Below are 24402 nucleotides of genomic sequence, written 5' to 3' on the forward strand. Positions count from 1 at the left end.
TTCCCGCAGCGAAACTCCAGCACCGCAAAATCCCTTGCAGCTCGGGCGGGTCTGCTCGTTAAGGTGTGCGCCATGGCAGGAGCCTCGACCCCGGCGATCCGGACCCTGACGCAGGCCAAGATTTCCCATCGGGTGCACGCCTACAAGCACGACCCGCGCGCCGACTCCTACGGCACCGAGGCGGTGGACGCGCTGGCCGGTGAACTCGGGGTGACGGCGGCGCAGGTCTTCAAGACACTGGTGCTCGAACTGGCCAGCGGCTCGCTCGCGGTGGCCGTGCTTCCGGTGCCGAATACGTTGTCGCTCAAGGCCGCTGCGGCCGCGTTCGGGGTGCCGAAGGCGGCCATGGCCGACAAGGTGAAGGCCGAACGCAGCACCGGATACGTGCTCGGCGGCATCTCCCCGCTCGGCCAGCGCAAGCCGTTGCCGACCGTGCTGGACGAGTCCGCGCTGTCCTGGGATCGCATCCTGTGCAGCGCCGGGCGGCGCGGGCTGGAGCTCGAGCTGGCGCCCGCCGACCTGATCCGGCTGACCTCGGCGGTGACCGCCACAGTGAGGACGACGTAATTCACTCGATTCGACACAATCTGTGCGTCAATGGACGGGCCAGATTCGTCCGACTCGAGGATGTGATGCGAAATGCCCGCGCACCAGCGTGTACGCACCGTGATCGTCGCCCTGCTCGGAACTCTCGCCCTGTCCCTCGGCGCGGTGGCGCTGCAAGCCCCGACGGCCACCGCCGCACCGCCGACGGCGGCCCAGATCGACTTCCCCTTCGACGGCCTCGGCAAAGACGACGCCCCGAGCACGCCGAACGCCCCTAAGACAGACGAGAAGGCGGGCAAGGCCGAGAAGCTCGGCGGCACCGTGACCAGCAAGGTGATCGACCTGGTCACCGGCATCGTCAAGTGCGGCCTGAATATCGCCAGCCCCGCCGTGAAGTGCTCGATCTGATCAGCTGATCGGAGGCCGGGCGGTCAGAGCATGCTGATCTGCCCGGCTTCTTCCTGCTCGCTCACCTGCGCGAGCAGCTCGGGGCCATTGTTCTTGACGCTGTTCACCAGCGACGGCACCGGTCGCGCCACGATGCCCGCGATCACGTCTTCGCTGGGCGTCTCCAGCAGGCTCGACGGCGCTGGGTGGTCCGGGTCGAGCCAGGCGTCCCAGTGCTCCCTCGGCATCGGCAGCGGCATGCGATCGTGGATGCCCGTCAGATCGCCGATCGCGTCGGTGGTCAGGATGGTGCAGGACAGCAGTGGCTCGCTGTCGGGCAGCGACTTGTCCCGCCACACCGACCACAGCCCGGCCATATACAGCCGCGAGCCGTCCTCCCGGGCCATGAAGAAGGGCTTCTTGGCCACCTTGCCCTTGGCCGCCGGGTCCGGCTCGACCACCCACTCGTACCAGCCGTCCATCGGCACCAGACAGCGCCGGTACTTCACCGCGTCCCGGAACGACGGGGTGGTCGCGGCCTTGTCGGCGCGGGCATTGAACAGCGGCTTGCCCTTCACCGGCACGCCGGGTTCGGCGACCTTGGTCCACACCGGGATCAGGCCCCAGCGCATCCGCCGCAGCCGCAGTTTGGGCTCATCGTCTTTGTGGCCGTGCTCGTGCCGCTCCACCACGGTGAGGATCTGGGTGGTCGGCGCCACGTTGTAATTGGTGAAATTGCCCGAGCCCGGCGTGCTTTCGGTTTCATCGATCGCATCCAGCTCGACCGCGAGCCGGCCGGGGTCTGTCGTGGTCGCATATCGTCCGCACATATCTCGATACTTCCACCTCCCACCGACACTCTCATGGACAATTGATCCATAGCTGGTGACCAGTTGAGAGTTTTGACCTAACATTCTCTCAGAGGATGGGTGGTCGCTGTGCCCGTCCGCTGACGCATGCGCCCCGACCGGCCACCGCCAGGAGCAACCGGGATCGACGTCGTCCCGAGCAATCACCGGCAAGAGGAGAGACTCACCGTGACTTCCACCGACATCAAACCGGCCGACAACGATACGGCGCTCACGTCGGTCAATCCGGCGACGGGCGAGGTCATCGGCACCTACCCGATCGCGGACGAGGACGCGGTGCGCGCGGCCGTGGCGAAGGCCCGCACGGCCGCCGCCACCTGGGGCGCGTTGAGCTACGACGAGCGCAAGACGCACCTGCTGCGCTGGTCGAGCCGGCTGGTCGCGGACTCCGACGAGTTCTGCCGGCTGATCCACGCCGAGAACGGCAAGCCACTCGACGACGCCTTCCTCGAGCTGATGCTCGCGCTCGAGCACATCGCCTGGGCGGCCAAGAACGCCAAGAAGGTGCTGTCGCCCAAGAAGGTCTCCCCCGGCGCGTTCATGGCGAACTTCGCCGCCAGGGTCGAGCAGCGCCCGCTCGGCGTGGTCGGCGTGATCGGCCCGTGGAACTACCCGGTCTACACCCCTAACGGCTCGATCGGCTACGCGCTCGCCGCGGGCAACACCGTGGTGTTCAAGCCGAGCGAGTACTCCACCGGCATCGGCAACTTCCTGGCCGAGGCGTTCGCCAAGGCCAACCCCGACCTGCCCGAGGGCGTGTTCAGCACCATCAACGGCTACGGCGCCACCGGCGCGGCGCTGGTCAAGTCGGGCGTCGACAAGCTCGCGTTCACCGGCTCCACCGCGACCGGCAAGCGCATCATGGCCGCCGCCGCCGAGAATCTCACCCCGGTGCTGCTCGAATGCGGCGGCAAGGACGCGGTGATCGTCGCGGGTGACGCGGACGTGAAGGCCGCCGCCGACGCGGTCGCCTGGGGCGCCACCGCCAACAGTGGCCAGACCTGCGCGGGCGTAGAGCGGGTGTACGTCGACCGGTCGGTGCGCGACGAGTTCGTCGCCGAGGTGAAGAAGATCTTGGAGAAGGTCGGCCCCGGTTCGGGCGCCGACGCCTCCTACGGCCCGATGACCATGCCGAGCCAGGTCGATATCGTGCGCCGCCACATCGAGTCCGCGCTGAAGAACGGCGGCACCGCCGTGCTCGGCGGCCCCGAATCGGTGAAGGCGCCGTTCATCGAGCCGGTGGTGCTGGTCGACGTGGACGAGAAATCCGAAGCGGTGCAGGAGGAAACCTTCGGCCCGACGGTCACCATCCGCACCGTGGACGGCGTGGACGAGGCGGTCGAGCTGGCCAACAGCTCCAAGTACGGGCTGTCCTCGGCGGTGTACTCCAAGAAGAACGGCCTGGAGATCGCGCGCAGGCTGCACGTCGGCGCCACCTCGGTGAACTCGGTGCTCGCCTTCGCCGCCATCCCCGGCCTGCCGTTCGGCGGCGTCGGCGATTCCGGCATCGGCCGCATCCACGGCGAGCCCGGCCTGCGCGAATTCGCCCGCCCGCACTCGATCGCGGTGCAGCGCTTCGCGATTCCCGGTATGGCGCTGCTCAGCTACTCGCGCACCCAGTCCACCATGAAGCTGCTGCGCAAGCTGGTTCCGTTCCTGCACGGCCGGCACAAGTAAGTACACCGCCCGCGTGTCCGGCCGGATGATGGGCGAAGATGGACAGGTGAGTTTCTGGCCAGCGCCCCATGTCGATGTCCCTGTGCACGCGACCGTGACCCTGCCTGGATCGAAGTCGATCACGAACCGGGCATTGATCCTGGCCGCCTTGGCCGACGGGCCGTCGACGCTGTCCGGCGCGCTGCGCAGCCGGGATACCAATCTGATGATCGCGGCCCTGTGCGCACTGGGCACGGGTATCGAGGGTGACGGTGACACGCTCACCGTCACCCCGGCCCCGTTGCGCGGCGGCACCGTCGACTGCGGGCTCGCGGGCACCGTGATGCGTTTCCTGCCGCCGGTGGCCACGCTCGCCGCGGGCGAGGTGGCCTTCGACGGTGACGCGCAGGCCAGGGTGCGCCCGCTCAGCACCATCCTGGACGCGCTGCGCGGTCTCGGCGCCGACATCGACGGCGATGCGCTGCCGTTCCGGGTGCACGGCAAGGGCGCGCTGCGCGGTGGCACGGTGACCATCGACGCCTCCGGGTCCTCCCAGTTCGTGTCCGGGCTGCTGCTGTCGGCGGCGCGGTTCGACGAGGGCCTGATCGTGCACCACGACGGCAAGGCCCTGCCGTCCATGCCGCACATCGAGATGACCGTGGAGATGCTCCGCCGGGCCGATGTCCAGGTACAGGCGCCTGAGCACAGCCGCAAGGCGCAGACCTGGGAGGTTTCGCCCGGCCCTATCCGCGCGGTGGACTGGGACGTCGAGCCGGATCTGTCCAACGCGACCCCGTTCCTGGCGGCCGCCGCCGTCACCGGCGGCGAGGTGAAGATCCCGCACTGGCCGCGGCTGACCACCCAGCCCGGCGACGTGATCCGCGAGATCCTGGTGCGCATGGGCGCCGAGGCGCGGGTCTTCGACGGCGTGCTGACCGTGCAGGGCCCCGACCGCCTGGCCGGCATCGACATCGACCTGCACGACGTCGGCGAACTGACCCCGACCGTCGCAGCCCTTGCGGCACTGGCCGATTCGCCGTCGCACCTGCGCGGCATCGCGCACCTGCGCGGGCACGAGACCGACCGGCTGGCCGCGCTGTCCACCGAGATCAACCGGCTCGGCGGCAAGGTCACCGAGACCGAGGACGGACTCGAGATCGAGCCCGCCGAATTGCACGGCGGCCGTTGGCATTCCTACGCCGACCACCGAATGGCCACCGCCGGAGCGATTCTCGGGCTGCGGGTGCCCGGCATCGAGATCGAGGACATCGGCACCACGGCCAAGACGCTGCCGAATTTCGTTGCGCTGTGGGAGCGGATGCTCGATCCGACGCGCTCCGATCAGGAGGCGGCGCACTGAGGAAGCGCGAGTACGACGAATCCGACGTCCGGGTGCGCCCGGGCAAGAGTTCGCGTCCCCGCACGAAAACCCGTCCGCAGCACAATGATGCGGAATCCGCGATGGTCGTCGCGGTGGATCGCGGCCGCTGGGGCTGTGTGCTCGGCGGCGACCCGAACCGGCACATCGTCGCCATGCGCGCCAGGGAACTGGGGCGCACCCCGATCGTGGTCGGCGATCAGGTCGACGTGGTCGGCGATCTGTCCGGCCGGCCCGACTCGCTCGCCCGCATCGTGCGGGTGACCGACCGCCGAACGGTGTTGCGGCGCACCGCCGATGACACCGATCCGTTCGAGCGCATCGTGGTCGGCAATGCCGAACAACTGTTCATGGTGGTCGCCCTGGCCGACCCGCCGCCGCGCACCGGCTTCGTCGAACGCTGCATGGTCGCCGCGTACGCCGGCGGGCTGCACCCGGTGCTGTGCCTGACCAAACACGATCTGGCCGCCGAGTCCGAGTTCGCCGCCGCCTTCGAGGATCTCGACCTCACCATCGTCTACGGCGGCGTCGACGACCCACTGGAGCCGGTGCTCGAACTGCTCACCGGACGGCTCACCGCGTTCATCGGCCACTCCGGCGTCGGCAAGTCGACGCTGGTGAATCGCCTTGTGCCGGACGCGTATCGGGCCGTCGGCGAGGTGTCCGGCGTCGGCAAGGGCAAACACACCTCCACCCAATCCGTCGCGCTGCCGCTGCCCGACGGTGGGTGGGTCATCGATACCCCGGGTATCCGCTCGTTCGGCCTGGCCCACATCACCCCCGACGACGTGGTCGCCGCCTTCAGCGACCTCGCCGCCGCCATCGAGGACTGCCCCCGCGGCTGCACCCACCTCGGGCCGCCCGCCGACCCCGAGTGCGCGCTGGACAAACTGCCCGGCAAAGAGCGCCGGGTGGCCGCCATCCGGCTGCTGCTCACCGCGCTCAACTCCAATGAGCACTGGCAGAACAACAGCGGCCCGCGGCCGATCGACTAGCCGCCCGGCAGCTGGGGACTTTCCCCAGGGTGCAGCGGGTTCGCTCAGCCGCCTGCCGCACTCAACTGCGCAGTGCTTCGGCGGATCGGTCCTGCCCGTCCGGCTGACCGGGAGCGAACGGCCACTCCTCGAACCAGGTGCAGCGACCTTCCCCGTCGAAGCGCAGCACCCATAGGTCGCGCCAGCGCGCCGGTTGGCCGGGGTATTCGACCTCCGCCCGAACGACGGCGGTCAGTCCATCCACGGCAACCACCTCGGGCTCCATCGAGAACGTCTCGTCCGGCCCGTCCCGCCCGGCCTCCCAGAATTTCGCCAGCGCGGGTAGCCCGGTGAGCGGTTCGGCCCACGGGGAGACTTGGTATCCGACTTCGGGGGCGAAGAGGTCGCCGAGCTTGTCCGTGCCCGGCGATCGCCAGGCCCGTTCATATTCGCTGACCCATGCCTCAACTGTGCTTCGGTCCACCCAGAAAAAGTACGCCTCTTCGACAACCGCCACGCGGATTCCGCCGCAAAGAGAGCCACACCGGCCCGCACCGATCAGCCGCACACGTCCTGATTTCCCGCATACGGAATCGCATGCGAAACCCTATGCGGGAAGTCGAAAGGTGTGCGGCCGACCGGGTTCTCCAGCGGCGCACGCAACCCGGGCTATTCCATGGACAACTGATCTCGCGAGCACATGGGTAACTCGCCGGGTACAGGCTTAGGCGGCCGCCGATTTACCGGCGGCCGCCAACGTCACTGCCGTCGCGCCTGAGTCTGGCCTGAATACGCGGAGAGGCGGGACAGTACGCGTCAGTGGCGGCGACGCGGCTTCGGGGCGCGCTTCGGCTTTTCCTGCGCGCGGGCGGCCTCGCGGCGCTCGCGGCGGGTGGTGCCGTCGCCGTACTCCTCGGCGTCGCTGTGCACCTCGCGGTGCCCGCCCTCGTCGGGTCCGGAGTAGCTGAGCCCGCGCTGGTTACCGGAGTCGATGCCCTTGGCGCGCAGCGCCGCCGGGGCGGCGGTCCCGTTGCCGACGGGCGCTTCGTCGGTGGGCAGCGGGCGCGGCGCGGCCATCGCACCGACCGGCGAACGCAGGCCCTGATCGACCGAGACACCGTCCGGCTGCGGCTGCTGCACCTCTACCTGCAGGTTGAACAGGAAGCCGACCGACTCCTCCTTCAGGCCCTCGAGCATCGCGGTGAACATGTCGAAGCCTTCGCGCTGGTACTCGACCAGCGGGTCGCGCTGCGCCATGGCCCGCAGGCCGATGCCTTCCTTGAGGTAGTCCATCTCGTAGAGGTGTTCGCGCCACTTGCGGTCGAGCACCGAAAGCAGCACCTGCCGTTCGAGATTGCGCATGCTGCCCGCGCCGGCCAGCCCGTCGATCTCGGCCTCGCGCCGCGCGTAGGCGTCGTGTGCGTCGTCGAGCAGCGCTTCGAGCAGCTCGTCGCGGGTGAGATCGCCCGCCTCACCGACCGCGGTCTCACCGGTCAGGTCCTTGTAGTTGATCTTGACCGGGTACAGCGTCTTGAGCGCCGTCCACAGCTTGTCCAGATCCCAGTCCTCGACGTAGCCCTCGGCGGTGGCGCCGTTGACGTAGGCGGTGATCACGTCGGTGATCATGCCCTGGACCTGGCCCTCCATGTCCTCGCCGCGCAGGATCCGGTTGCGCTCGCCGTAGATGATGGTGCGCTGCTGGTTCATCACCTCGTCGTACTTGAGCACGTTCTTGCGGATCTCGAAGTTCTGCTGCTCGACCTGGGTCTGCGCGCTCTTGATCGCCTTGGAGACCATCTTGGCCTCGATCGGCACATCGTCGGGCAGGTTGAGCCTGGTCATGATCGCCTCGAGCGCGGCGCCGTTGAAGCGGCGCATCAGCTCGTCACCCAGCGACAGGTAGAACCGGGACTCGCCCGGGTCACCCTGACGGCCGGAACGACCACGCAGCTGGTTGTCGATGCGGCGCGACTCGTGCCGCTCGGTGCCGAGCACGTAGAGCCCGCCCGCCTCGCGCACCCGATCGGCGTCGGCCGCGGTCTGCGCCTTGACCTGCTCCAGTGTCGGCAGCCAGGCCTGCTGGTAGGCGTCCGGCGTCTCGACCGGGTCGAGGCCCTCCCGACGCAGAATGAGGTCGGCGATGATGTCCGGGTTGCCGCCGAGCACGACGTCGGTACCACGACCGGCCATGTTCGTCGCGACGGTCACCGCGCCGGGCCGACCGGCCTCGGCGATGATCTCGGCTTCCTTCTCGTGGAACTTCGCGTTGAGCACGGTGTGCGCGATGCCGCGCTTGGTGAACTGCTTGGACAGGTACTCCGAGCGCTCGACGCTGGTGGTACCGATCAGCACCGGCTGGTCCCGCTCGTGCCGCTCGACCACGTCGTCGACCACGGCCGCGAACTTGGCCTCTTCGGTCTTGTAGATCAGGTCGGACTGGTCGGCGCGGACCATCGGCCGGTTGGTCGGGATCGGGACGACGCCGAGGTTGTAGATCTGGTGCAGCTCGGCGGCCTCGGTCTCGGCGGTACCGGTCATGCCGGACAGCTTGTCGTAGAGGCGGAAGTAGTTCTGCAGGGTGATCGTCGCCAGGGTCTGGTTCTCCGGCTGGATCTCCACCCCTTCCTTGGCCTCGATCGCCTGGTGCATGCCCTCGTTGTAGCGGCGCCCGACCAGAATGCGGCCGGTGAACTCGTCGACGATGATCACCTCGCCGTCGCGGACGATGTAGTCCTTGTCGCGGGTGTAGAGCTCTTTGGCCTTGATCGCGTTGTTCACGTAGCTGACCAGCGGCGAGTTGGCGGCCTCGTAGAGGTTGTCGATGCCGAGCTGATCCTCGATGAACTCGACACCGGCCTCGTGCACACCGATGGTGCGCTTCTTGATGTCGACCTCGTAGTGCAGGTCCTTCTTCAACAGCGGTGCGATGCGCGCGAACTCGGCGTACCACTTGCTGGAGGCGTCGGCCGGACCCGAGATGATCAGCGGGGTCCGCGCCTCGTCGATCAGGATGGAGTCGACCTCGTCGACCACGGCGAAGTTGTGCCCGCGCTGCACCAGATCGTCGAGCGAGTGCGTCATGTTGTCGCGCAGGTAGTCGAAGCCGAACTCGTTGTTGGTGCCGTAGGTGATGTCGGCGCCGTAGGCCACCCGCCGCTGGGCGGGCGTCATGCCGCCGAGGATCACGCCGACCTCGAGCCCGAGGAAACGGTGCACGCGGCCCATCCACTCGGAGTCGCGCTTGGCGAGATAGTCGTTGGTGGTGACGATGTGCACGCCGTCGCCGCTGATCGCGTTGAGGTAGGCGGGCAGCACCGAGGTGAGCGTCTTGCCCTCACCGGTCTTCATCTCGGCGATGTTGCCGGTGTGCAGCGCGGCACCGCCCATGATCTGCACCTTGTAGTGCTTCTGGTTGAGCACCCGCCAGGAGGCCTCCCGCGCCACCGCGAACGCCTCGGCCATCAGCGCGCCGAGCGGATCGGCCGCGCCTTCCTCGACCATGTCGGAGTAGCGCTCGCGGAATTCGTCGGTCTTGCCGCGCAGCTCGGCGTCGGTGAGTTGCTCGTACTCCGACTCGAGGTCGAGAACCTGATCGGCGAAGTTGGCGAGCCGCTTGACCATGCGACCCTCACCAATCCGTAGCAACCTCGTCAGTGTCAGCGCAGGCACGGGTCTCGTCAGTCCTCTGGTCGGTGTGTCATTCGTGTCGTCGTCGGCGCCGGGCCGAGGGGTGGACTCACGGCCGGCGTGCGGGTTCGCGCTACGAGTGCGGAATCCGCTGCACGCTTCATGGTAATGCGGCGCCGTACGTCAGTGCCGACGAGCAGCGCCGTTCGGCAACATCAGCCCGTGGCCGTGTCGTCCGCCCTGGTACTCACAGTACGCGGAAGGCGGTCAGCTGCCAGCCGGCCCGGTGCAACACCACGCAAGCGGCCACTGCGAACTCCCGATTCCCGCGCTGATATCTGCCGTACACCTCGGCGGTGTTCGGGCCGGTCAGCTCGACCCCGAGCTTGGTCAGCAGGGCCGGACCGAGTTTGCGGCCCGGCGGCGCCGACCGCGCCAGCGTCTCGATCGCGGCGAGCACCGACGGCGCGGCGAGCCTGCGCAACTGGACCGCGGGGCGGCGGCCGTCCAGCACCTCAAGCACCAGCCGTAGCGAACTTTCCGCGAATCGGCTTGCGGCCGAACCTGTTTCGCCATCCCTGCCGTACGATGGAGGGCGACCGTCGTGCCGGGCGCGTCGCTCCGCCGCCCGACTGGTCGACCCGCTATGCGACGGCATGCGACGGTGACAGGGCAGCGCGGCTCGTGGCGACAACGCCTCCGATCGAGGGCGGCCCGGCCGAGCACCATCCAGCGGTGGCTCGAGCCGTGGCGCGGGCGAAAGCGATGGTCGTCGACTGTGCATCCGGTGTCCCCCTGTGTTCGAATCGAGCTCCCCTGACTCGAGGCAGACAGCTTGCCACGGAAGCCGCAGCGGGTAAAGGGGAACGCCGATTTCACCGAATAAGCCACAGCGGAGCAGCTGAACCCTTGTGGCAGCAGCACAATAGGCGTGAGGCGGCATCGAAAAAAGGGAGCATCGGGCAGCGTGATCACGAGACTGACGCCGCAGGACGCGTCCTTCTATCGGCTCGAGTCGAGCAGCAACCCGATTCATATCGGCGCCCTCGCGATCGTCCGGAATGCCGAGCACGGCGCCGATCCCGTGCTGGACTACGACCGGCTGGTCGATCTGGTCGAGGCGAGGCTCGCGCTGGTCCCCCGCTATCGCCGCAAGGTGGTGGAGATCCCGTTCGCCCTGGGCCGCCCGGTCTGGGTGGAGGACAGCCAGTTCGACATCACCTATCACATCCGTCGCTCGGCCCTGCCCACGCCGGGCACCGACGAGCAGCTGCACGATCTGGTCGCCAGGCTGGCCTCCCGGCCGCTGGATCAGAGCAGGCCGCTGTGGGAGATGTATCTGATCGAAGGCCTGTCCGACGGCCGCTGCGCGATCTTCACCAAGACGCACTCGGCCCTGGTCGACGGCGACACCGCGCTGGAGATCGGGCATGTGATCCTCGATACCGGGCCGTCGCCGCGCGAGCTGGCGAACAACGCCTGGCACGCGCCGCGTGAACCCAACGACGTGGAGCTGCTGGTCGGCGCGTTGACCCATCTGGCCGCGCAGCCGCGCGAGGCGCTGGAGGTGGCCAGGCACGCGAGCGGGCACGCCTTCGCGGTGATCGGCGCCGCGGGCCGGGCGGTGGACTCGGTGGTCTCGGCGGTGCGCGCGGCGACGACCGGCGCGCCGGACAGCCCGCTGAACGCGCGCCCCTCCCGCAACCGCCGCTTCGATGTGGTGCGCACCGATCTCGAGGATTACCGCAAGATCCGCAAGCGGTTCGACTGCTCGATCAACGACGTCATCCTCGCCGTGGTCTCCGGTGCGCTGCGCAATTGGCTGCTGTCGCGGGGTGAGACGCTCACCGAATCGACCACGTTGCGCGCGGTGGTGCCGATGTCGGTGTATGTCGAAGGGCCCGACAGCGATCAGCTGAAACCGGCCAGCGAGGTCTCCTCGTTCCTGATCGACCTGCCGGTGGGCGAACCCAATCCCGTCATGCGGCTTTCGCACATCTCGCACGCCACCGAGGCCAACGGCAAGCAGCATCGCGGCGTTCGCGCGCGCACCCTGGTGCACCTGGCCGGTTTCGCTCCGGCGAGCCTGCATGCCATGAGCGTGCGTGCGGCGAGTACCTTCGCAGAGCACACGTTCAATCTGGTGATCACCAACGCACCGGGTCCGCAGACGCCGATGTTCATCGGCGGCGCGCGGATGCTGGAGATGTATCCGGTGTCGCCACTGCTGCGCAATCAGGCCTCGAGCATCGGGATCACGTCCTATGACGGACGCGTCTTCTACGGACTCAACGCCGACCGCGACGCGATGGCCGACATCGGCGTGCTGGCCGCGTCGGTGCGCGATTCCATGGAGGAGATGCTCGGTGCCTGCGTCTGATCAGGAGAAAATGCGGGTCTATATCCCCGCGACGGTGCCGATGCTGCGCGAGCTCGTCACGAACCGGGAGCTGCGCCCGATCGGCGGCACCGCGTTCGCGGTGACCCCGGCGTTGCGTGAGGCGTACGCGTCCGGCGACGACGAGGAGCTGGCCGAGGTGGCGATGGGCGAGGCCGCCCGCGCCTCGCTGCGCCTGCTCGCCGCCGAACGCGACGAGGCCGACGATGAGGACGCGACCGCGGCGCCGGCCGACGCGGGCAGGCCGGTCTACCGGCGTGCGGTGATCGCCGCCGATGTGACCGGCGCGAAGCTGCGCTCCGACCTCGACGACGCCGTGGTGAAGCTGGCCGGGCCGATCACCTACGACCAGATCGGCTGCGTGCACGTCGACCTGGCCGAGGCCGAGCCGCAGGTGGCCAAGGCCGTCGACGTGGTCGACGCGGCCGACCTGGGCGACACCGACGCCGAGTTCGTGCTCGGCGACGCCGAGGACCACCAGCTCGCCTGGTACGCCGCGCAGGAGCTGCCGTTCCTGCTCGAGCTGCTCTGACGCTCCCTTATCGCCCGCGCGTGCTGACGCGCGCCCGCGCGCCGGGGATCATGGGTGGGAGCGGCCACGACCTCCCGGCTAACCTACGATGCCGTAACCTTGCTGAGGCGTGGGCAGCGCATCCGACGAACAGGAAGACGAACGGCAGCGATGAGCTCGAAAACTGGGGGATTCTCCGTGCGCAGCGTGCGGGAGTGGCTGGAGGCACCGGCCGCCGCGGTCGCCGAGCGCGGCGGCAGATTGAACGTGTTGCGCGGGGCCGTGGCACGCGTCACCACCCCGTTGCTGCCGGATGACTATCTGCATCTGGCCAACCCGCTGTGGTCGGCCCGCGAACTGCGCGGTCGCATCGTCGACGTGCGCAAGGAAACCGCGGACTCGGCCACCCTGGTGATCAAGCCGGGCTGGGGCTTCGACTTCAAGTACGAGCCGGGCCAGTACATCGGCATCGGCGTGCTGATCGACGGGCGCTGGCACTGGCGCTCGTACTCGCTCACCTGTCCGCCGAACTGGTCGGATCCCGAGGCGGGCGGCAAGCGCGTCATCTCGATCGCCGTGAAGGCGATGCCGGAGGGCTTCCTGTCCAGCCACCTGGTGAGCGGCGTCCCGGTCGGCACCGTGGTCCGGCTCGCCGCGCCGCAGGGCGGTTTCGTGCTGCCCTACCCGCCGCCGGACAAGGTGCTGTTCCTGACCGCGGGCAGCGGCATCACCCCGGTGCTCGCGATGCTGCGCGCGATGGACCGCCGCGACATGGTCACCGACGTGCAGCACCTGCACTCCGCGCGCACCGCCGAGGACGTCATGTTCGGCGCCGAGCTGCGCGACCTGCACGATCGGCACCCGAGCTTCGACTCGCACCTGCACCTCACCGGCGAGCACGGCAAGTTCGCCCTGGCCGGGCTCGACGAGAAGTTCCCCGACTGGCGCGAGCGGCACACCTGGGCCTGCGGCCCCGCCGCGATGCTGGACGAGATCGAACACCACTGGCGCGACGCGGGCCTCTCGGATCGGCTGCACGTGGAGCGGTTCGAGATCGCGCGCTCCGCGGTCGGCGAGGGCGGCACGGTCACCTTCGGCAAAACCGGGCGCACCGCCGAGGTGGACGGTGCGACCAGCCTGCTGGAGGCGGGCGAGTCCGTCGGCGTGCAGATGCCGTTCGGCTGCCGCATGGGCATCTGCCAAACCTGTGTCGTGACACTGAATTCCGGGCACGTGCGTGACCTACGCAACGGTGACGAGCATCGCGAGGGCGACAAGGTGCAGACCTGCATCTCCGCCGCGGCGGGCGACTGCACCCTCGACGTCTGAGCACGCGCCGAGCCTCGGCTCACCCCGTCGCCGATGGTGTTTGGGTACCCTCGAGTGAAATTGAGCAGCGAAAGGACACCCGGTGGCAATCACCGATATTCAGGCGTTCGCCCACCTGACTGCGGCAGACATCGAAACACTGGGGCAGGAGCTCGACTCGATCCGGCGCTCGGTGGAGCAGTCGCGCGGCGAGCGTGACGCGAAGTACATCCGGCGCACCATCGCCGCGCAGCGCTGCCTCGAGGTAGCAGGCCGCGCGGTGCTGTTCGGCAGCCGCAACCGCTGGGCCTGGCTCACCGGCACCGCGTTGCTGTCGGTCGCCAAGATCGTCGAGAACATGGAGCTCGGGCACAACATCAGCCACGGGCAGTGGGACTGGATGAACGACCCGGAGATCCATTCCAGCACTTGGGAATGGGACCAGACCGGGCCGTCGTCGCAGTGGCGGCGGGCGCACAACTACTCGCACCACACCTACACCAACGTGCTCGGCAAGGACGAGGACCTCGGCTTCGGCATCCTGCGGATGACCCGTGACGAGGCTTGGCGCCCGATGCATCTGGTGCAACCACTCGCGAACCTGGTGCTGGCCGCGACCTTCGAGTGGGGTATCGCGCTGCACGACTGGGACATCGAGAAAGAGCTCTCCGGAACTCCGCCGGGGTGGCGGTCCGAGCCGAACCGCGAGTTCGCCCGCAAGATCGCGCGTCAGGTGGGCAAGGACTTCGTGTTCTATCCGGCGCTCACCGGACCCGCATTCCTGTCGACCTTGAAGGCGAACGCGACCGCCAACCTGGTGCGCAACCTGTGGGCCTACGCGGTGATCTTCTGCGGCCACTTCCCCGACGGCGCCGAGAAATTCACCATCGAGCAGCTCGAGGGTGAGACCAGCGGCGAGTGGTACCTGCGGCAGATGCTCGGCAGTGCCAACTTCAAGGCCGGGCCCGCGATGGCGTTCATGAGCGGCAATCTCTGCTACCAGATCGAGCACCACCTGTTCCCGGACCTGCCGAGCAACCGGTACGCCGAGATCGCCGTACGGGTGCGCGAGCTGTGCGAGAAGTACGACCTGCCCTACACCACCGGCTCGCTCGGCAAGCAGTACCTGCTCGCCTTCCGCACCATCCACAAGCTCGCGCTGCCGGACCGGCTGCTCAAGGCCACCGCCGACAACGCGCCCGAGACGTCCTCGGAACGCAAGTTCGCCGGCATCACGCTGCCGTCGCTGCCGAGTTCGGACACCGCGAGCTGGCTCGGCGTCGACCCGGAGACCGGGCAGCGGCGCGGGCTGCGTTCGGCGATGCGCGAGGCCAAGGTGGTGCTCAAGGAGAAGGCACGCCAGGAGAAGGAAATGCTGCGCGAGGCCAAGCGCGCGCTGCGCGAGAAGGCCGAGCACGAGAAGGAGGCGCTGCGCGAGGCCACCGTGGCGCTGCAGGACCGGGCGCGCACCGAGCAGGCGTCGCTGAAGCGCAAGGCCGTGCGGCAGCGGGCGTTGTTCCGCAATCGCCGCCGTCGCTGAACCGATCGAGTGAGCCGGGAGTGATCAGCTCCCGGCTCGGCCGGTGGATTACCAGCGCACCTTCAGATCGCTGACGACCGCGGCGTGATCGGAGTAGAAGACGCCGGGCCCGTGGCGCCGCATGCGTTGGTCGACGATGCGGGCCGCCCGCGTTTCGACGTTGCCCTTGGCGAAGAGGAAGTCGATCCGTTGATCGGTGATCAGCTTCTCGGTGGGTAGTGGACTCCAGGTGCGGCCGGGGACGGCGCAGACGTCGGGGTTGGCCGCGCGGAAGGTGTCCACGAAACCGGCGTCGGTGACGACCTTGGTTGCGGTCAGCGGATAGCTGAGCCCGAAGTGGTTGGGACAGTTCGCCTGGCTCGGCGTCCAATCCGCGCCGGGCAGCGTATTGAAGTCACCACCGAGCAGCACGGGTGCGGTGTTGCCGCCGAGCATCCTCGGTAACTGGTTCTGCACGATGTCGGTGATGTATTGCGTCTGGGCGCGTTCGGCCTGCACGACAGCGGCGACCGAGTGGCGGGGTTCGCGGCCGTCGCGGCGGTCGATCGCGTTCTCGTCGATCAGATAGCCGTCCCATGGATCGGTGTAGGTCAGCCAGGTGGCGAACAGATTCAGCTCACCGTCGTGCGGCACGCGGACCCGGACACCGCCGAGATTGAAGTCGCTCACCGGGCCGCCCTGCGGCTTCGGGTAGGTCGCGACGACTTCGTACTTGGTGAAGATCCACAGGTTGTCCTGGCCGGCGGGCCGGTCGGTGATGCGGACGCCGGTGTAGCGGCCGTTGTGCGCCCGGCGGGTCAGCGCGTCGGTGATGAGGTCGCCGGAGCCGTAGGTCTCCACGGCGAAGAACACGTCCGGCTCGAGGTCGACCACTTGGTCGATCAGGTCGTTCAGGTTGTCCGGCGTGGGCTCACGTCCGCCGTGAAAAATGTTCCAGGTCAGCACGCGCACCCGCTCGTGGTCGCCGGCCTGCGCCGCCGGCGCGACCCCCACCAGCGCGGTGCTCGCCAGCAGAACAGCCGTGAGCAACGCCTTCGATAATCGCATGATCGAACTCCATTCGTCAGAGACGCTGGAAGTTAGGTGAATGTTCGGAACAGCGCGTGACTTTTTGGCAAAAGTTCGACAAAGCGGCTGGTTGATGGGGCGTCCCCAGTTCGAATGGCGCTCCGGCGCGGGACGCGGCATAGTTCGCGCGGGAAGGCCGGTCGCGATTCGCTCGGAGGGCCGAGGTCGAGCACGGAACCACGGTCACCGACGAGCCGTAACACCATGCGAGAGAAGGCTTTACGCTGTACGGCCGCATACTTGATCTAGCACCATATGATCGTGATCGCAATGGGGGATTTGCCACACCGGCGTTCAGCTCCTCGCAACCTACGGTCACGTAACTTACGGTACTGTAACCGCCATGGCGATCTCGGATGTCAAGGAATACGCACATCTCACCGAGGCCGACGTGGAAGCACTCGGCGCGGAATTCGACGCGATCCGGCGGGATATCGAATCCTCGCGCGGTGAGCGCGACGCGCGGTACATCCGCAACGTCATCCGGTTGCAGCGCGCGCTCGAGATCAGCGGCCGCGGCGTCCTGTTCGCCAGCTTCTTACCGCCGGCCTGGCTGGCCGGTGTCGCCCTGCTGAGCACGTCCAAGATCATCGAGAACATGGAGATCGGGCACAACGCCATGCACGGGCAGTGGGACTGGATGAACGATCCGGAGATCCACTCCAGCACCTGGGAATGGGACAACGCGGGCCCGGCCAAGCACTGGAAGCACACGCACAACTACCTGCACCACAAGTACACCAACGTGCTCGGCATGGACGACGACATCGGCTACGGCCTGCTGCGGGTGACCCGCGACCAGCGCTGGAAGCCGTTCAACCTGGGCAACCCGATCTACAACCTGGTGCTGCAGCTGCTGTTCGAATACGGCGTCGCCATCCAGCACATGGAGCTCGGCAAGCTGGCCGCGGGCCGCTTCAAGCCGGGCACCCCGGAGCGAGCCGAGTTCGAGCGCAAGCGCAGCGAAGCGCTGACCAAGATGGGCAAGCAGGTCCTCAAGGACTATGTGATCTTCCCGGCGCTCACCGGCCCCGCGTTCTTCTCCACGCTCACCGCCAACCTCGCCGCGAACGCGATCCGCAACGTGTGGTCCAACGCGGTGATCTTCTGCGGCCACTTCCCCGACGGGGCCGAGAAGTTCACCAAGGCCGATGTCGACGGCGAGACCAAAGGCCAGTGGTACCTGCGCCAGATGCTGGGCAGCGCCAACATCTCCGGCGGACCGCTCACCCACTTCATGACCGGCAACCTCAGCCACCAGATCGAACACCACCTCTTTCCCGACCTGCCGAGCAACCGGTACGCCGAGATCGCGGTGCGCGTGCGGGAGCTGGCCGAAAAGTACGACCTGCCCTACACCACCGGCTCGCTGCCGGTGCAGTACTTCAAGGCCTGGCGCACCATCCTCAAACTGCCCCTGCCGGACAAGTCCCTGCGCGACACCGCCGACGACGCCCCCGAAACCGCCTCGGAGCGCAAGTTCGCCGGCAAAACGGGCCCGTTCATCGACCCGGTCACCGGCAAACGGCACGGCCTGCGCACCGCCCTCGCCTCCGGCCGCCGCCGCCTCACCCGCCGCCCCGCGCCGGTCGAGCGCGCATTGCAACTCACGAAGTGAACCGGTCGGCCCGGGTTCCGACCCGGGCCGTCGCGGACCGTACCTGCCGCTGTTCGCCAGGTACATCGCTGTGCCACATTTCGGCGAAACATGGCAGTTCCCACTGACACTCGGCGCATTCGATCTTGTCCGACGCACCGTGTCTTGATAATTTTGGGCACGGCTCCGGGCGTCGAGGGAGGACTCCGGGCCATTCACAGTGGGAGGGATTCACATGTTTCGTAAGGTCTTCTATGCTTGTGCCGCCGCGGCGGTCGTCGGTCTCGGCGCGACAGGGGTCGCGTCGGCCTACGACGGACAGGTCTTCACCGGACCGGACGCCGAGTGGGACTGCGCCAAGCAGCTCGAAAAGGATCTCGTGGCCACCCCCGGCCTGCTGAGCGGCACCTGCGACCGCGACCGCGACGGCAACATCGTCGAGCACTACGGGCAGTGGTCGCGGCGGTGATCACCGGATAATCAACTGTGCGGGCGGCTTTTACAGCCGCCCGCACAGTCGCATTCCGGGTCACTCCGGGAACGGGCAGAGTCATATGGTCGTTCGCGGCAACGAGCAGAGTCATATGGTGGCTGGTCCAGATCGATCAGCCACCATATGACTCTGCTCGTCTGCGCAATAGGGGCGAGTGGTTGAGTAGGCGCGTGGGTGCTGACGGGTTGAGTGTTTACGAGGCGATTCGGGTGCGGCGAGACGTGCGCGCGGAGTTCACCGGCGAGCTCGTGGACGATGCGACACTGTGGCGGATTCTCGAGGCCGCGCATCACGCGCCGAGCGTCGGGAATTCGCAGCCGTGGGATTTCGTGGTGGTGCGGGATCCGAGCACGTTGCGCAAGTTCGCGGATCATGTGGCGGACAAGCGGGTGGAGTTCCGTGCCTCGCTGCCGCCGGAGCGCGCGGCCACGTTCGAGCCGATCAAGATCGAAGGGATCATCGAGAGCGGCACGGGCATCGTGGTCAGCTACGACCACGGCCGCGGTGGGCCGCAGGTGCTCGGGCGCGCCAGCGTGCCCGAAACCGGTGTCTACTCCGCGGTTCTCGCCATCCAGAACCTGTGGCTGGCCGCCACCGCCGAGGGGGTGGGCGTCGGCTGGGTGTCGTTCTACGACCCCGAATTCCTCGCCGACCTGGTCGCGCTACCCGAAGGCATCCGTCCGGTGGCTTGGCTGTGCGTCGGTCCGGTCCAGGAATTCCAGCAGGTTCCCGACCTCGAACGATTCGGCTGGCGCGCCCGGCGCCCGCTACACGACGCCGTGCACCACGAGACCTACCGCGCCTGACGCACACCTAACTGACGTCCCGCGATCCAGCCCGGCACCCCCACGGCGCACGACCCCGGACTGGGCCAGCTCGATGAACTCGCGCCTGCCGCACACGATTTCGCGTGCGATTGGCGGCCGCCGCACACGATTCGCTGTGCGTGAGATCACCGGGTGCGTGGCCATCGCGCGCAACCTCGAGGATTCGTCTGGGTGCCGAGTGGGTACGCATGAAGGATATCCATCTAGGACAATGGATTCGTCTCGCGCACAAAAGCTCGTCAGCTCAGGAGGTTTGCCATGGCCAATGTCGACGCCGTCCGGCTGTCGCATGAGCTGGGCATCGACCTCGCGCATGCCATGCTGCGCCTGCGCCGCGAGGGCCATCCCGGCGAGACCCACCACGACACCTGCCTGCGCATCATCGCCGAGGAGGGCGGGCGATCGCAGACCCCGCGCCGCAGCTTCACCACCTACGGCGTCCGCCCCACTGCCGACGGCACGATCCCGGTGATCCCCCCGGACCGCCCCCGCCNCGTCAGATGTGTATAAGAGAAGGGTTCCGGCCGAAAACCGTACCCACCCTTCGTTTTAACACCGCATGTCCCCTGTGTAGCCGCACACCCAACACACGATGTGTCTCACGACCATCCTGGCCACGGGCATATACGGGGTGTGCGGCTCACGAAAAGTGTGCGGTCCATCAACGGAGCGCCGAGGGCGACGGTCAGACGCGTTCCAGGACCGCCGAGGCACCGATGCCGCCTGCGGCACAGATGCCGAGCAGTGCCGCGTTCTTCCCGGTGCGTGCGAGTTCGTTCGCCATAGTGGTGACCATGCGGGCCCCGGTGGCACCGAAGGGGTGACCGAGGGAGACCGAACCCCCGTGCACGTTGAGGGTGTCGATGTCGATTTCGCCGACGGCGGTGTCCCGATCGAGGCGGGTCTTGGCCCACTCGTCACTGTTGAGGGCCGCGAGCACGGACAGGGTCTGCGCGGCAAAGGCCTCGTGGATGTCGACGAAGTCGATGTCGCCCAACGACATTCCAGCCTTGTCGAGCGCACGCGGCATGGAGATGGCGGGTCCGATGAGCACCTGGTCGGTCGGGTCCACGCTGACGTAGCTCCAGGAGCGGAACGCGGCGAGCGGCCGGTAACCGAGTTCGAGGGCCTTCTCCTCGCTCATCAGCAGCACCGCGGACGCCCCGTCGGTGAGTGGGCTGGCATTGCCCGCGGTGACGGTCCCGTTTTCGGCGAACACGGGCTTCAGTTTCGATAGTTTTTCGATGCTGGTGTCCCCGCGGACGAGTCCGTCACGCGCGATCTCGGTGCCCTCGGGGGTGCGCACCCGCAGCACCTCGTCGTCGAACCGGCCCGAATCGATGGCCGCGGCCGCACGATGATGCGAGCGGGCGGCGAATTCGTCCTGGTCGGCGCGGCTGACGCCGTGGATGCGGGCCATCTTCTCGGCCGACTCCCCCATCACCTCGCCGGTGGTGCGCTCGGCGATCTTCGGCCGGCTCGGCAGCAGGTCGGTGAACGGCGCGAGCTGCGCGACCGCGGACAGGTAGTCCTTGGGCTTCGGCTTACCGAGGGCCAGTGGCGCGGCGGCGTGCACCACCTTCTGCGGCAGTTTGACCTCGGCATTGGAGGTGGAGTCGCTGCCGCCGGCGATCATGATGTCGTACTCGCCGCGCTCGATCGCGGCCGCGGCGGAGGTCACCGCCTGCAGCCCGGACGCGCAGGCCCTGGTCACCGTGTATCCCTCGCAGCCAGGGTCCAGCCGCAGGTCGAGCGCGATTTCCCGGGCGATGTTCGGCGCCGCGCTGGGCAGGATGACCCCGCCCCACACGATCGCCTGCACCTGGGCGCCGGGCAACCCGGTGCGCTCCAGCAATCCCCGAACGGCGGCATCGGCGAGGGCGATGGAATCCATCCGCGTGTATCCGGTGAACGCACGCACGAACGGCGTGCGCGCACCGGACACGATGACGGCACGGCGAGCAGCCTTGGTGGCCATGCGATTTCCTTTCGAGAGATCTATGACCACCAAACTTACTCCATAGTAAGTTCACCGTCGACCCCCTTCGCCGACGGTGATCCCGTGCGCAGCGGCGATCCCCTCCACCGTCGCTGATTCCGGCCTGCCGCGCGCCGTTGCGCAACAGACCGGAAGGCGCCCGTCCCGACGAACGCCCCTGCTCGTCCCGGAACGCTCCGCAAGGCCGATGTCGGATGCGACTCGGCGCCTCAGAACAGTAGCAATATTTCCACTGATTTTTCAAACACTTTCTATCGATTTGCTTTCAGCCCTGCTCGCGCCTACCCTGAAGCCACTATGCATAGCCCTTCGGAGCTGTCGCGACGCCAGAAGAGATTCGGCCGAATCATCAAGGAGCGCCGGGACGAGCTCGGACTCACGCAGTTACAGATCGGCGACCTCGGGGGGCCTTCAGCACCGACGATTCGCAAGATCGAGGACGGCGACGCGGCGATCAGCACGCACACGCTGAACAAACTCGACGCGCCGCTGCGCTGGCTGCCGGGCAGTGCCGCGCGCACCTACGCGGGCGGCACGCCGACCGCCGACGAGCCGGGCCCGGTCGCCCGCCACACCGGCGAATCGGTAGTGGCCGGGCCCGACTCGATCCGCTTCGAAATCGCCGACCTCACCGGCCTGCTCGCCACCGCGGGCCGGCTCAACGACGCGGTCGAGCGCGGCAAGGCCACCGACCCGCAGCTGGTCGCGGCCATCGAAGAGCTCAACCGGGTGGTCTCCAAACTGTCGGCGCGTTACGCGACCACCATGCTGGAACGCAACGGCGGACCGGGCCGCGCCCTGCACCCCCTCGTCGAAATGGCCTTCGCGCATCTGCTGGAGGTGCCCGCCGAGGTCAGCGACGCCGGCGAACTACAGGAACGGCGATACCGGCGCTGGCTGGCCGGACGATCGGAGGACGTGGATGCTGCGACAGAAGCCCAGTTCCGGGCACGGTGGCTGGCTGCCAACCTGGCCACGACCGCGAGTCGAAACGGCGGGCACTGAGGTGACGGAGATGACGAACAACGCGCCGACCAACGGGACGCTCACGCTGAGCCACAAGGTCAACCGGCTCTTCGCCGTCGTGCACCCCCGCTCCGCGCCCGAGCGCAGCAATGCGACGGTGGCCGAGCAGGCCGGGGACTACCTGCGCCGGACCATCCCGGCGAGCCAGCTGGAGCGACTACGCCGCGGTGACTTCGACGGCGAAAACGGTGCCGCCACAATCGAACCCGAGGTCCTCGCGGCGATCGCGCAGAGCTTCGGCGTCGCCGCGGACTACCTCACCACCACGGGCCCGGCGGCCGCGGCGATCGACCGTGAGCTCGAGCTGCTCGCGACCATGCGCGATGCCAATGTGTCCAGCATCGCGCTGCGCGGTTCCAACGTCGATCAGTCGATCCTGGCCCGGATCATCGAGAGCACCGATCGTCCCGTACCGCCGAGTCGGTAACATCTCCACCTACATGGGGGCAACGAGCTTGCTGTAGGAGATCGATCGCATGGCCATGCAGGCCCGGTTCCGGAACCTGACCCGCGACGTACCGATACCCCAACCGTGGGATCTGTCGAGCTATCTCGACGATGTCGCGCGGTATCGCGGCCGGAGCATCAGTCTGTTGCCGATCGATACCGCGTTGCTCGCGGGCACCGGGTGCGGCACCGGCAGCGGTTTGTGGATCGCGAAGCAGGACAGCGATGTCATCGTCTACGGCGCGGACACCACCGAGTGGCACGCCGAGCACATCATCGTGCACGAGCTCGGCCACATGCTGCTCGGCCACGGCCCGGAGCAGCCGACCGACGACGAACCCGCGCCGACCACCCCGACGGTGGCCGCGGTCGCCGAACTTCTCCCGTCGATCTCGCCGGAATCCATCGCGCACGTGCTGGGCCGGACCGACTACGGCACCACCCGCGAACGCGACGCCGAAACCTTCGCCGACATGGTCATGCTGCACGCCATGCGCCCGCCACGCCGAGACTCGTTGCTACACCGGACTTTCTTCCGCGACCGTCGTCGGTGAGCTCCCCCGTCCCCGCGGTCTTCGCGGTGCCGGTGATCGTTTTCGTCGTCGCCGTGGCCCTCGGCCGTTTCGCGGTGCTCAACACCACCGCGATCGACCGGTTGCTCAACCGGGCACTGGCCTGGACCGCGGTGTCGCTCGTCCTGCTGGAGCGGGGTATCGCACCGCAGTTCGGCAGCGTGATGCACCAGCTGTCGATGGGCGCCACCATGCTCGCGATCGCGAACATCTACGGAGCCGCGACCCTGTGGGCAGACACCGATCCGCGCGTCGCGGCACGTAGACAGCGGTACTACGACCTCGCCGCCGTCGCCGCCGTCGGGTTGATCCTGATCATCGGCACGCCCTACCGGCGGGCAGGCACCCTGCTCGGACAGGACAGCAGCTGGCAGGAGTTCGTGGTGTCGGCGGTGATGTGGATTCCGCTGATCGCCGCGGGCAGGCTGGTCTGGCGGGTCGGCCTGCGCGAGCTGCGCACCGGTCAGGTCAGCAGGTACGAGCGGGCCGTCTTCACCGCCCTGCTCGCCGCGCCGGTCATCGCCGGCGCGAGCCTGGTGAGCTCGATCGCCCGGCATACCGGCCGCTGGAACGCCGACGACCCGCACCTGACCCGTTGGGCGGCACCGAATTTCGGCACCGTGTTCGTGCTGGCCGCGATGCTGGCGGTACCGCTGGCCGAGCTGGTGTCGGCGCGGGCCGGGTGGGACCGGTCCGGCCGGCGCTGCCGTCGGCTGCGGCCGCTGTGGTCCGAGCTCACCGCGGCCGTGCCCGAGATCGTGCTGCCCGCAAGCGGTCCGGCGCCGCCGGACGCCCGCCTGCTCCGGATGACGGTGGAGATCCGCGACGCGCTGATGCACCTGCACCGGTATCTGCCCGCCGAGCAGACCACGCCTGGTCCGCCGAGTAACGAGCGTTATGCCCGGCAACTGCGGCAGGCGATCACCGCCAAGCGGGCCGGTGCCGCTCCCGCCGCGGGCAGCAGGGAAGCCGATCGATTCGGCACCCCGTCCAGCGATCTCGACTCCGACATCCGCCGTCTGCTCGAGCTGGCACGAGCTTGGCGGATACGCGAAACTCGCACGATACCAACAGGTTTGACGAAGTTACTGCCGAAGCCCAGCCGGGGCGGCTGACGATCGCCGGGACGGGTGCGGGTTCTCCGGGCACCCAACTCGGGCGCTGGATACCCGGAGCGGT

General features: G+C 68.0%; 22 protein-coding genes. 16 read left to right on the forward strand and 6 right to left on the reverse strand.

From position 1 onward, the window contains the following. The first annotated feature begins 72 nt into the window (after window positions 1–72). Together ybaK and DBO33_RS35715 are read left to right on the forward strand one after the other, a co-directional pair. On the forward strand, window positions 73–567 hold the full coding sequence (ybaK, locus tag DBO33_RS35710) for a Cys-tRNA(Pro) deacylase (protein WP_107658975.1): 495 nt from the start codon (window positions 73–75) through the stop codon (window positions 565–567). A gap of 72 nt (window positions 568–639) precedes the next feature. Beyond that, window positions 640–954, forward strand: coding sequence for a hypothetical protein (locus DBO33_RS35715; RefSeq protein ID WP_107658976.1), 315 nt, complete (start codon window positions 640–642; stop codon window positions 952–954). A gap of 23 nt (window positions 955–977) precedes the next feature. Here DBO33_RS35715 and DBO33_RS35720 read toward each other — a convergent pair whose 3' ends face one another. Beyond that, window positions 978–1763 carry an SOS response-associated peptidase gene (locus DBO33_RS35720; protein ID WP_107658977.1) on the reverse strand — a complete coding sequence of 262 codons (786 nt, stop codon included), beginning with the start codon at window positions 1761–1763 and terminating at the stop codon, window positions 978–980. Between the two features lie 207 nt (window positions 1764–1970). Here DBO33_RS35720 and DBO33_RS35725 point away from each other — a divergent pair, with 207 nt between their 5' ends. The 3 genes from DBO33_RS35725 to rsgA are packed head-to-tail and all read left to right on the forward strand — an operon-like array spanning window position 1971 to window position 5831. Next, on the forward strand, window positions 1971–3479 hold the full coding sequence (locus tag DBO33_RS35725) for an aldehyde dehydrogenase family protein (RefSeq protein ID WP_107660879.1): 1509 nt from the start codon (window positions 1971–1973) through the stop codon (window positions 3477–3479). 28 nt (window positions 3480–3507) lie between these two features. Further along, window positions 3508–4818, forward strand: coding sequence for a 3-phosphoshikimate 1-carboxyvinyltransferase (gene aroA / locus DBO33_RS35730; protein WP_107660881.1), 1311 nt, complete (start codon window positions 3508–3510; stop codon window positions 4816–4818). Beyond that, complete coding sequence (gene rsgA, locus DBO33_RS35735) at window positions 4815–5831, forward strand: ribosome small subunit-dependent GTPase A (protein ID WP_107660880.1); 1017 nt, start codon at window positions 4815–4817, stop codon at window positions 5829–5831. Before aroA ends, rsgA begins: the two co-directional genes overlap by 4 nt. A 61-nt stretch (window positions 5832–5892) precedes the next feature. Here the strand turns inward: rsgA and DBO33_RS35740 are convergent, their stop codons facing one another. The 3 genes from DBO33_RS35740 to DBO33_RS44615 all read right to left on the reverse strand — a co-directional run bounded on the left by DBO33_RS35740 (window position 5893) and on the right by DBO33_RS44615 (window position 10473). Beyond that, window positions 5893–6294, reverse strand: coding sequence for a nuclear transport factor 2 family protein (locus DBO33_RS35740; protein ID WP_107660882.1), 402 nt, complete (start codon window positions 6292–6294; stop codon window positions 5893–5895). A gap of 332 nt (window positions 6295–6626) precedes the next feature. Continuing rightward, window positions 6627–9479, reverse strand: a complete 2853-nt coding sequence (gene secA / locus DBO33_RS35745) for a preprotein translocase subunit SecA (protein ID WP_107658978.1) — start codon at window positions 9477–9479, stop codon at window positions 6627–6629. A 205-nt stretch (window positions 9480–9684) separates the two neighbouring features. Continuing rightward, window positions 9685–10473: an Rv3235 family protein gene (locus DBO33_RS44615; RefSeq protein WP_325050776.1), complete on the reverse strand. Its 789-nt coding sequence runs from the start codon at window positions 10471–10473 to the stop codon at window positions 9685–9687. Here DBO33_RS44615 and DBO33_RS35755 point away from each other — a divergent pair. The 4 genes from DBO33_RS35755 (at window position 10405) to DBO33_RS35770 (ending at window position 15194) form a co-directional block, all read left to right on the forward strand. Then, window positions 10405–11817, forward strand: a complete 1413-nt coding sequence (locus tag DBO33_RS35755; protein ID WP_107658980.1) for a WS/DGAT/MGAT family O-acyltransferase — start codon at window positions 10405–10407, stop codon at window positions 11815–11817. The two genes, DBO33_RS44615 and DBO33_RS35755, sit on opposite strands and share 69 nt — an antisense overlap. Before the next feature lie 10 nt (window positions 11818–11827). Continuing rightward, on the forward strand, window positions 11828–12367 hold the full coding sequence (locus DBO33_RS35760) for a DUF6912 family protein (RefSeq protein WP_107658981.1): 540 nt from the start codon (window positions 11828–11830) through the stop codon (window positions 12365–12367). 150 nt (window positions 12368–12517) lie between these two features. After that, the gene (locus DBO33_RS35765; protein WP_107658982.1) at window positions 12518–13675 is read left to right on the forward strand and encodes a ferredoxin reductase; all 1158 of its coding nucleotides are present in this window, start codon (window positions 12518–12520) and stop codon (window positions 13673–13675) included. A gap of 82 nt (window positions 13676–13757) precedes the next feature. Continuing rightward, window positions 13758–15194 (forward strand): fatty acid desaturase family protein, encoded by a 1437-nt coding sequence (locus DBO33_RS35770; protein ID WP_107658983.1) that lies wholly within the window; start codon window positions 13758–13760, stop codon window positions 15192–15194. 48 nt (window positions 15195–15242) lie between these two features. Here DBO33_RS35770 and DBO33_RS35775 read toward each other — a convergent pair whose 3' ends face one another. Further along, window positions 15243–16241: an endonuclease/exonuclease/phosphatase family protein gene (locus tag DBO33_RS35775; protein WP_107658984.1), complete on the reverse strand. Its 999-nt coding sequence runs from the start codon at window positions 16239–16241 to the stop codon at window positions 15243–15245. A gap of 364 nt (window positions 16242–16605) precedes the next feature. Between DBO33_RS35775 and DBO33_RS35780 the strand changes: the two genes are divergently transcribed. The 3 genes from DBO33_RS35780 (at window position 16606) to bluB (ending at window position 19158) form a co-directional block, all read left to right on the forward strand. Further along, a complete protein-coding gene (locus DBO33_RS35780) occupies window positions 16606–17880 on the forward strand; it encodes a fatty acid desaturase family protein (protein ID WP_107658985.1) in 1275 nt (424 codons plus the stop codon). A 214-nt stretch (window positions 17881–18094) separates the two neighbouring features. Then, window positions 18095–18328: a hypothetical protein gene (locus DBO33_RS35785; RefSeq protein ID WP_107658986.1), complete on the forward strand. Its 234-nt coding sequence runs from the start codon at window positions 18095–18097 to the stop codon at window positions 18326–18328. 209 nt (window positions 18329–18537) lie between these two features. After that, on the forward strand, window positions 18538–19158 hold the full coding sequence (bluB, locus tag DBO33_RS35790; protein WP_199856854.1) for a 5,6-dimethylbenzimidazole synthase: 621 nt from the start codon (window positions 18538–18540) through the stop codon (window positions 19156–19158). A gap of 706 nt (window positions 19159–19864) precedes the next feature. On the opposite strand, the gene DBO33_RS35800 is transcribed toward bluB, so the two are convergent. After that, complete coding sequence (locus tag DBO33_RS35800) at window positions 19865–21157, reverse strand: acetyl-CoA C-acyltransferase (RefSeq protein ID WP_107658989.1); 1293 nt, start codon at window positions 21155–21157, stop codon at window positions 19865–19867. Window positions 21158–21475: 318 nt separating this feature from the next. Between DBO33_RS35800 and DBO33_RS35805 the strand changes: the two genes are divergently transcribed. Genes DBO33_RS35805 through DBO33_RS35820 form a run of 4 tightly spaced genes read left to right on the forward strand, consistent with a single transcriptional unit; the run spans window position 21476 to window position 24338 of the window. Continuing rightward, complete coding sequence (locus DBO33_RS35805) at window positions 21476–22183, forward strand: helix-turn-helix domain-containing protein (protein WP_107658990.1); 708 nt, start codon at window positions 21476–21478, stop codon at window positions 22181–22183. A gap of 10 nt (window positions 22184–22193) precedes the next feature. Next, window positions 22194–22631, forward strand: coding sequence for a hypothetical protein (locus DBO33_RS35810; RefSeq protein ID WP_159080693.1), 438 nt, complete (start codon window positions 22194–22196; stop codon window positions 22629–22631). Window positions 22632–22680: 49 nt separating this feature from the next. Further along, window positions 22681–23205: a hypothetical protein gene (locus DBO33_RS35815; RefSeq protein ID WP_107658992.1), complete on the forward strand. Its 525-nt coding sequence runs from the start codon at window positions 22681–22683 to the stop codon at window positions 23203–23205. Beyond that, window positions 23202–24338: an MAB_1171c family putative transporter gene (locus DBO33_RS35820; protein ID WP_107658993.1), complete on the forward strand. Its 1137-nt coding sequence runs from the start codon at window positions 23202–23204 to the stop codon at window positions 24336–24338. Before DBO33_RS35815 ends, DBO33_RS35820 begins: the two co-directional genes overlap by 4 nt. The last annotated feature ends 64 nt before the right edge of the window (window positions 24339–24402 follow it).

The organism is Nocardia suismassiliense, assembly GCF_900269665.1.
Taxonomy (GTDB): Bacteria; Actinomycetota; Actinomycetes; order Mycobacteriales; family Mycobacteriaceae; genus Nocardia; species Nocardia suismassiliense.

Coding starts and splice junctions, on each gene's coding strand:
- DBO33_RS35765 (WP_107658982.1), top strand. CDS start 12,518: ATGAGCTCGAAAACTGGGGGATTCTCCGTGCGCAGCGTGCGGGAGTGG.
- ybaK (WP_107658975.1), top strand. CDS start 73: ATGGCAGGAGCCTCGACCCCGGCGATCCGGACCCTGACGCAGGCCAAG.
- DBO33_RS35800 (WP_107658989.1), bottom strand. CDS start 21,157: ATGGCCACCAAGGCTGCTCGCCGTGCCGTCATCGTGTCCGGTGCGCGC.
- DBO33_RS35785 (WP_107658986.1), top strand. CDS start 18,095: ATGTTTCGTAAGGTCTTCTATGCTTGTGCCGCCGCGGCGGTCGTCGGT.
- aroA (WP_107660881.1), top strand. CDS start 3,508: ATGGGCGAAGATGGACAGGTGAGTTTCTGGCCAGCGCCCCATGTCGAT.
- DBO33_RS35780 (WP_107658985.1), top strand. CDS start 16,606: ATGGCGATCTCGGATGTCAAGGAATACGCACATCTCACCGAGGCCGAC.
- DBO33_RS35720 (WP_107658977.1), bottom strand. CDS start 1,763: ATGTGCGGACGATATGCGACCACGACAGACCCCGGCCGGCTCGCGGTC.
- DBO33_RS35810 (WP_159080693.1), top strand. CDS start 22,194: ATGACGAACAACGCGCCGACCAACGGGACGCTCACGCTGAGCCACAAG.
- DBO33_RS35815 (WP_107658992.1), top strand. CDS start 22,681: ATGGCCATGCAGGCCCGGTTCCGGAACCTGACCCGCGACGTACCGATA.
- DBO33_RS35715 (WP_107658976.1), top strand. CDS start 640: ATGCCCGCGCACCAGCGTGTACGCACCGTGATCGTCGCCCTGCTCGGA.
- DBO33_RS35805 (WP_107658990.1), top strand. CDS start 21,476: ATGCATAGCCCTTCGGAGCTGTCGCGACGCCAGAAGAGATTCGGCCGA.
- DBO33_RS35775 (WP_107658984.1), bottom strand. CDS start 16,241: ATGCGATTATCGAAGGCGTTGCTCACGGCTGTTCTGCTGGCGAGCACC.
- DBO33_RS35760 (WP_107658981.1), top strand. CDS start 11,828: ATGCGGGTCTATATCCCCGCGACGGTGCCGATGCTGCGCGAGCTCGTC.
- DBO33_RS44615 (WP_325050776.1), bottom strand. CDS start 10,473: ATGAATCGGGTTGCTGCTCGACTCGAGCCGATAGAAGGACGCGTCCTG.